Source organism: Mycobacterium sp. TH-M82 (assembly GCF_057473605.1).
In genome coordinates this window covers 1-6771 of sequence record NZ_JBYCKY010000316.1, presented here as the reverse complement: position 1 = coordinate 6771, position 6771 = coordinate 1, and the positions used below count along the sequence as shown (strand labels likewise).

Sequence of the window (6771 nt, the reverse complement as noted above, 5' to 3'; positions counted from 1 at the left end):
CCGAGTGCGCCACCGGGGTGACCAAGCAGGTCACCGTCGACACCGCGGTGCTGTGCGACCGCTGCCAGGGGCGGGGCACCAACGGCGACACCAAGCCGACCACCTGCGACACCTGCGGTGGCCGCGGCGAGGTGCAAAGCGTGCAGCGTTCGTTGCTCGGTCAGGTGATGACGTCGCGGCCGTGCCCGACCTGCCGTGGTGTCGGTGAGGTGATCCTGGATCCGTGCTCGCACTGCGGTGGCGACGGCCGGGTGCGGTCCCGCCGCGAGATCAGTGTGAAGATCCCGGCCGGTGTCGGCGACGGCATGCGGGTCCGGCTGGCCGCGCAGGGCGAGGTGGGGCCCGGTGGCGGGCCGGCCGGCGACCTCTACGTCGAGGTCCACGAGCAGCCCCATGACATCTTCGTCCGCGACAACGACGACCTGCACTGCACCGTCTCGGTTCCGATGGTCGACGCGGCGCTGGGCGGCGCGGTGACCGTGGACGCGATTCTGGACGGGCCCACCGAGATCGCCATTGCGTCCGGCACCCAACCCGGGGCCACCATCACGCTGCGGGGCCACGGCATGCCGCACCTGCGGTCCGGGGTGCGCGGCAACCTGCACGCCCACGTCGAGGTGGTGGTGCCCGACCGGCTGGACAGCCGCGACACCGAGTTGCTGCGCGAACTGAAAAACCACCGCCCGCACGACGAACCCGAGGTCCGCTCGACCCGCGGCGATGGCGGCGGCGGGTTGTTCAGCCGGCTGCGGGAAACCTTCACCGGGCGTTGAGCCGGAACCGGTGCCGGGCCTGTTCTACGTCGACGAGCTGCCCGATGGCGGGGCGCTGGCCGTCGTCGACGGTGACGAGGGATTCCACGCCGCCGCGGTGCGCCGCATCCGCCCCGGCGAGCAGCTGATGCTTGGCGACGGAGCCGGCGGGCTGGCCCGCTGCCGGGTGGAGGAGGCCGGTCGCACGGGGCTGATCGCCCGGGTGCTGGACCGCTGGAACGTGGCGCCGGCCGCACCCGCGGTGACGGTGGTGCAGGCACTGCCCAAGTCCGACCGTTCCGAGCTGGCGATCGAGCTGGCCACCGAGGCCGGGGCCGACAGGTTCGTCGCCTGGCAGGCGGCCCGCTGCGTGGCACGCTGGGAGGGGTCGCGGGTCGACAACGGGCTGCGGCGGTGGCGGGCGATCGCCCGCGCGGCGGCCGGGCAGTCCCGGCGTGCTTATGTACCGCCGGTTTCCGGTGTGCTGTCCACCGCCGCACTGGTGTCGTGGGTGGGTGAGCAGGTTGGCGCGGGCGCGGTGGTGCTGGCGCTGCACGAATCGGCGACGGTGGGGCTTGCCCGTATGGCGCTGGCCCGGGTGCCGTCGCTGGCGCTGGTGGTCGGCCCGGAGGGTGGCATCACCGACGACGAGGTCTCCGCGTTGACCGGCGCCGGAGCTGTGGCGGTGCGGTTGGGGCCGACGGCGTTGCGAACCTCGACGGCGGCCGCGGTCGCGCTGGGCGCACTGGGGGTGTTGACCCCGCGCTGGGCCGAGGACGGACGGTGACATCAGTGGGCGGCGGGGCCGCCGCGATCGGCCCCAAACGACGTCAACGTGCCGGCGATTTCCTCGACCGCGAGTTCGCCGCGTTGCGCGACGTCTCGAGCAGCCCGCAGTCGCCGACTTCGAGCAAGTCACCGACGGCCATCGCCCCGGCGGTGAGCATGTCGCCGTGGTCTAAAAATTCGGTCAAGCCAGGTGGCGATTCAACTCTGTCGAGCGCTCGGCAACCAGGCGCGCCGCCTCGGCGACTGCTAGCCTGTGCGGCCCCGGGCAATCGGCGCATCGCTCCCGAGGCCCGCGGCCAGCGGTAGACTGGTTCCCCTAAGCCTCGCTCAGACCGCAGAAAGCAGGCCTCAGACACCACGTGACGACCCGCGAGACCAACGCTGCCGACTCCACCCCGCGGGTCCGCAGCAGCATCGAAATTCCACCCGATGTGGTCGTGGGTCTGCTGGGTTCCGCCGACGAGAACCTGCGCGCACTCGAACGCGTCCTGGCCGCCGACCTGCACGTGCGCGGCAACGAAGTCACCCTGTCCGGTGAACCCGCCGACGTCGCGCTCGCCGAGCGGGTGCTCTCCGAGTTGATCGCGATCGCGGCCGGCGGGCAGGCGCTGACACCGGAGGCGGTGCGTCACAGCGTGGCGATGCTGGTCGGTGCCGGCAACGAGTCGCCGGCCGAGGTCTTCACCCTGGGCATCTTGTCCCGGCGCGGCAAGACGATTCGGCCCAAGACGCTCAACCAGAAACGCTACGTCGATGCCATCGACGCCAACACCATCGTGTTCGGCATCGGCCCAGCCGGCACCGGAAAGACGTATCTGGCGATGGCCAAAGCGGTCAACGCGCTGCAGAGTAAGCAGGTCACCCGCATCATCATGACCCGTCCGGCGGTGGAAGCCGGTGAGCGCCTTGGGTTTTTGCCGGGAACGCTGAGTGAGAAGATCGACCCGTACCTGCGCCCGCTCTACGACGCGCTCTACGACATGATGGACCCGGAGCTGATTTCGAAGCTGATGGCATCGGGGGTCATCGAAGTCGCGCCGCTGGGCTATATGCGCGGCCGGGCGCAGCCGATATTCACCAAGGTCCTGACTCCCAGCGGCTTTCGGCCCATCGGCGCGCTTCGAGTCGGGGATTCGGTCGTCGGCTCGGATGGACAACCAACCGAGGTTCTGGGCGTCTACCCACAGGGTTTCAAGGAGATCTACCGAGTCCATACCCAGGAGGGTTCCTCGACGCTCGCATCCGGTGATCACCTCTGGACGGTGTACACCCGCCATGATCGGTACCGCAACAAGCCGCCGCGGGTGTTGCAGACCAAGGAGATGATCGGCAATCTCCGCGCATGGCACGATCACCGTTACGAGCTGCCACTGCTCAGCGCACCGGTGAATTTCGCCGCGCGGCCGGTGCCGCTCGACCCGTACGAACTGGGTCTGCTGTTGGGGGATGGAACGGCCGCCACATTCGTCCCCGAGGGCTACCTGTTCAATGCGCCAGAGGTGCGGCTGGCTGTCCTGCAGGGCCTGCTCGACTCTGACGACGGTCCGATAACCCAGCGGGGCCGGACCTGCCGCATCCAGTTCACAACCGTCTCCGATCAGCTGCGTGACGGCGTGGTGTTCCTGGTCCGTTCGCTCGGCGGTGTCGTCGACCAGCGCACCAGGCATGCGGAAGGACGCAAGCCAGGCCAGGCGCGTGGTCGAGCGGTGCGTCACCGATCGAACGCACACGTCCTCGACATCCGGCTCCCCGAAGGCGTCATCCCGTTCCGGGCGGCCCGCAAGGCCGCGAAGTACAACGCGGCCGGCGGGGGCAAGCCGGTGCGTTTCATCGACCGTATCGAGCCGGCAGGCACCGAGGAGACCGTCTGCATTCGGGTTGCAGCCCCAGACTCGCTGTATGTCACCGAGGATTTCCTGCTGACCCACAACACCCTCAACAACGCTTTCATCATCCTCGACGAGGCGCAGAACACCACTGCCGAGCAGATGAAGATGTTTTTGACCCGGCTGGGTTTCGGTTCCAAGGTGGTGGTCACCGGCGACATCACCCAGGTCGACCTGCCCGGCGGCGCCAGGTCGGGCCTGCGGGCCGCCGTGGACATCCTCGACGGCATCGGCGACATCCACGTCGCCGAGCTGGCCAGCGTCGACGTGGTGCGCCACCGGCTGGTTTCGGAGATCGTCGATGCCTACGCCAGACACGACGCGAAGCACTCACAACCCGGTCTGGGAAAGAACCGGGCCACCCGCGGCCGCCGATGACCAGCATCGAGGTAGCCAACGAGTCGGGTCTCGACGTCTCCGAAGTCGAGCTGGTCAGTGTCGCCCGGTTCGTGCTGGACAAGATGAATGTCAACCCGGCCGCGGAGCTGTCGATGCTGCTGCTGGACACCGCGGCGATGGCCGACCTGCACATGCGCTGGATGGATCTGCCCGGGCCCACCGACGTGATGAGCTTCCCCATGGACGAGCTGGAGCCGGGTGGACGCCCGGACGCCCCCGAGCCCAGTCCGGCCGTGCTCGGCGATGTCGTGCTGTGTCCGGAGTTCGCAGCCAGGCAGGCCGAATCCGCCGGCCATTCGCTGGGCCACGAGCTGGCGCTGCTCACTGTGCACGGCGTGCTGCACCTGCTGGGCTACGATCACGCCGAACCCGACGAAGAAAAAGAGATGCTCGCGCTGCAAGACCGGCTGCTCGCGGAGTGGGTTGCCGACCAGGTGTCGGCCTATCACCAGGAAACCCAGGCCGAGAGGGATCGCCGGCTGCTGGACAAGTCAAGGTATTTCGACGAACCGTGAGCGGAACGGCGCTGCTGTCCAGTGTGATCGCGCTGATCGTGTTCGGCGGTTTGTTCGCGGCGACCGACGCGGCGATCAGCACGGTGTCGCCGGCCCGGGTCGAGGAGATGGTCCGCGAGCGACGCCCCGGTGCGACATGGCTGGCCAAGCTGATGGCCGAGCCGGCCCGCTACATCAACCTGGTCGTGCTGCTGCGGACCGCCTGTGAGATCACCGCGACCGCGCTACTGGTGTTTCTGCTGCACGTGGCGCTCGGTCTGGACTGGGGCCTGTTCGTGGCCACTGTGACCATGGTGGTGGTCAGCTTCGTTGTCATCGGGGTGGGGCCGCGCACTCTGGGCCGGCAGAACGCCTATCCCATCGCATCGGTGGCCGCCCTTCCGCTGCAGGTGATTTCGGTGCTTCTCACTCCGGTGAGCCGGCTGCTGGTGGTGCTGGGTAGCGCACTGACCCCTGGACGCGGCTTCCGCAACGGGCCGTTCGCATCCGAGATCGAACTGCGCGAGGTGGTCGATATGGCCCAACAGCGCGGTGTGGTCGCCGCCGACGAGCGGCGGATGATCGAATCCGTCTTCAAACTCGGCGACACCGCGGCCCGCGAGGTGATGGTGCCGCGCACCGAGATGATCTGGATCGAAAGTGACAAGTCAGCCGCTCAAGCGACAACCCTGGCCGTCCGGAGCGGCCACTCACGTATTCCGGTGATCGGCGAGAATGTCGACGACATCGTTGGGGTGGTGTACCTGAAAGACCTTGTGCAGTATACGTTCTTCTCGCCTGATCGCGGCCGTGCCACCACCGTGGCGCAGGTGATGCGTCCGGCGGTGTTTGTTCCGGACTCCAAGCCGTTGGATACGTTGCTGCGTGAAATGCAGCGTGACCGCAACCATATGGCGCTGTTGGTCGACGAGTACGGCGCGATAGCCGGCTTGGTCAGTATCGAAGACGTGCTGGAAGAAATCGTCGGCGAGATCGCCGACGAATATGATCACGCTGAGACAGCTCCGGTAGAAGACTTGGGCGACAAACGTTTCCGGGTTTCGGCGCGACTGCCGATCGAAGACGTTGGTGAGCTGTACGGCATGGAATTCGACGACGATCTCGACGTCGACACGGTGGGCGGCCTGCTGGCTCTGGAACTGGGCCGGGTCCCGCTGCCTGGCGCCGAAGTGGTATCGCATGGCTTGCGACTGCACGCTGAGGGCGGCCCGGATCTTCGGGGGCGGGTGCGGATTGGCACCGTGCTGCTGAGCCCAGCCGACTCCGACGGTTCCGAAGGTGCCAGCGGCGGTCGACATGGCTGAGCCGCTGGACGCTGAGGATGCCAAGTTGGTGGCCCTGGCGCGGGCTGCGATGGCGCGCGCTGAAGCCGGCAGCGGTGCCGCGGTCCGTGACGTCGACGGCCGCACGTATGCCGCTGCGCCGGTGACCTTGTCAACGCTCGAGCTGACCGGCCTGCAGGCGGCGGTCGCCGCCGCCGCGTCCAGCGGGGCGAGCGGGTTGGAGGCTGCCGTGCTGGTGGCCGGGTCCGTGGATGATCCGGGTATCGCCGCGGTCCGTGAACTGGCCCCAACAGCAGTGGTAATCCTGACTGATGGAGCCGGGAACCCATTATGACGGCTCATCATGGCTGAATTCCGTTCGGGCTTTGTATGTTTGATCGGCCGGCCGAATACCGGCAAGTCGACGCTCACCAACGCGCTGGTCGGCGCCAAGGTAGCGATCACGTCGATGAAGCCGCAGACTACCCGGCACACCATTCGAGGGATCGTGCACAGGGAGGACAACTTCCAGATCGTTCTGGTGGACACTCCCGGCCTGCACCGGCCGCGCACGTTGCTGGGTAAGCGGCTCAACGACTTGGTGCGCGACACCTATACCGAGGTGGACGTCATCGGACTGTGCATCCCGGCTGACGAGGCAATCGGTCCAGGAGATCGCTGGATTGTCGACCAGATCCGGTCGGTCGCCCCGAAAACGACGCTCGTCGTTATCGTCACCAAGCTCGACAAAGTGCCCAAGGACCGGCTGCCCGCACAACTGGTCGCCGTCAGCGACCTCGTTACCGACGCAGCCGAGATCGTTCCGGTGTCGGCGGTGACGGGTGAACAGGTCGACGTGCTGATCGACGTGCTGGCCGCGGCATTGCCGTCGGGCCCGGCGTATTACCCCAACGGTGAACTGACCGACGAGCCGGAAGAGCTTCTGATGGCAGAGCTGATCCGCGAGGCCGCGCTGGAAGGAGTGCACGACGAGCTGCCACATTCGCTGGCGGTGGTGATCGACGAGGTCAGCCCGCGGGTGGGCCGTGACGACCTGATTGACGTGCACGCTGTGCTTTATGTCGAGCGGCCAAGTCAGAAGGGAATCGTCATCGGCAAGGGCGGTGCCCGGTTACGGGAGGTGGGTACCGCGGCCCGCGGCCAGATC

Annotated in this window: 7 protein-coding genes and 2 pseudogenes; 8 read left to right on the top strand and 1 reads right to left on the bottom strand. The window is 67.6% G+C overall.

Going from position 1 to position 6771, the window contains the following annotated elements; all coding sequences use genetic code 11:
* On the top strand, nucleotides 1-773 hold a 773-nt coding region (locus AC2VON_RS09960; RefSeq protein WP_486952805.1), incomplete at its 5' end, for a DnaJ C-terminal domain-containing protein.
* A gap of 10 nt (nucleotides 774-783) precedes the next feature.
* Nucleotides 784-1539: a 16S rRNA (uracil(1498)-N(3))-methyltransferase gene (locus AC2VON_RS09955; RefSeq protein ID WP_486952804.1), complete on the top strand. Its 756-nt coding sequence runs from the start codon at nucleotides 784-786 to the stop codon at nucleotides 1537-1539.
* A gap of 43 nt (nucleotides 1540-1582) precedes the next feature.
* On the opposite strand, the gene AC2VON_RS09950 is transcribed toward AC2VON_RS09955, so the two are convergent.
* Nucleotides 1583-1726 (bottom strand): hypothetical protein, encoded by a 144-nt coding sequence (locus tag AC2VON_RS09950; RefSeq protein ID WP_486952803.1) that lies wholly within the window; start codon nucleotides 1724-1726, stop codon nucleotides 1583-1585.
* 174 nt (nucleotides 1727-1900) lie between these two features.
* Here AC2VON_RS09950 and AC2VON_RS09945 point away from each other — a divergent pair.
* The 6 genes and pseudogenes from AC2VON_RS09945 to era all read left to right on the top strand — a co-directional run.
* A pseudogene (locus AC2VON_RS09945) lies at nucleotides 1901-2602 on the top strand (PhoH family protein); the annotation flags it as partial.
* Between the two features lie 870 nt (nucleotides 2603-3472).
* Nucleotides 3473-3805: pseudogene (locus tag AC2VON_RS09940) on the top strand (PhoH family protein); the annotation flags it as partial.
* Entirely contained in the window at nucleotides 3802-4341 is a 540-nt protein-coding gene (gene ybeY, locus AC2VON_RS09935) for an rRNA maturation RNase YbeY (RefSeq protein WP_486952802.1), read from the top strand. The pseudogene AC2VON_RS09940 and the gene ybeY, both read left to right, overlap by 4 nt.
* A complete protein-coding gene (locus tag AC2VON_RS09930) occupies nucleotides 4338-5645 on the top strand; it encodes a hemolysin family protein (protein ID WP_486952801.1) in 1308 nt (435 codons plus the stop codon). Before ybeY ends, AC2VON_RS09930 begins: the two co-directional genes overlap by 4 nt.
* Complete coding sequence (locus tag AC2VON_RS09925) at nucleotides 5638-5958, top strand: hypothetical protein (RefSeq protein WP_047315093.1); 321 nt, start codon at nucleotides 5638-5640, stop codon at nucleotides 5956-5958. The genes AC2VON_RS09930 and AC2VON_RS09925 overlap by 8 nt, the downstream gene beginning before the upstream one ends.
* Before the next feature lie 9 nt (nucleotides 5959-5967).
* Nucleotides 5968-6771: GTPase Era (gene era / locus AC2VON_RS09920; RefSeq protein WP_486952800.1), on the top strand; the 804-nt coding region annotated here is incomplete at its 3' end.

Coding starts and splice junctions, on each gene's coding strand:
- ybeY (WP_486952802.1), top strand. CDS start 3,802: ATGACCAGCATCGAGGTAGCCAACGAGTCGGGTCTCGACGTCTCCGAA.
- AC2VON_RS09925 (WP_047315093.1), top strand. CDS start 5,638: ATGGCTGAGCCGCTGGACGCTGAGGATGCCAAGTTGGTGGCCCTGGCG.